This is a genomic window from Bacillus sp. JJ1764 (assembly GCF_036962145.1).
Taxonomy (GTDB): Bacteria; Bacillota; Bacilli; order Bacillales; family Cytobacillaceae; genus Neobacillus.
Genome location: NZ_JBALNY010000190.1, coordinates 4,077 through 4,383, shown reverse-complemented (window position 1 = coordinate 4,383; position 307 = coordinate 4,077). Strand labels below are relative to the sequence as shown.

General features: G+C 29.6%; 1 protein-coding gene. It reads right to left on the bottom strand.

Translation table 11 applies throughout. The features are described from left to right. Positions 1–28 precede the first annotated feature (28 nt). Positions 29–172 (bottom strand): hypothetical protein, encoded by a 144-nt coding sequence (locus V7083_RS21010; RefSeq protein WP_335481636.1) that lies wholly within the window; start codon positions 170–172, stop codon positions 29–31. Positions 173–307: the final 135 nt, after the last annotated feature.

Genomic DNA, 307 nt, shown 5'->3' with positions numbered 1-307 from the left:
ACTGTATGTTTCAAGCATATTCACTTCCTTATTGATTTTTCATATTTCTTGGATTTCTTTCATTCGCTGGTAGATCTATCATTCTTTCTAACTCAGAAACTAATAGATCTTGAATAATAGTTCTTGCGTTAAGTGCATTTTCTTGTGAAGCATAGCAGCGTATAACTTTCAAAATTCTCTCTCCTTGTTCTTTTGATGAATATGACTGAAAAATGGATGTAACTAAAGCTCAATACTCTATCTGTTATATAAGTGTTTAATTATTGGTTGAATTACTTCCAAATTTCTTGCTTTAAATTTTTCACAC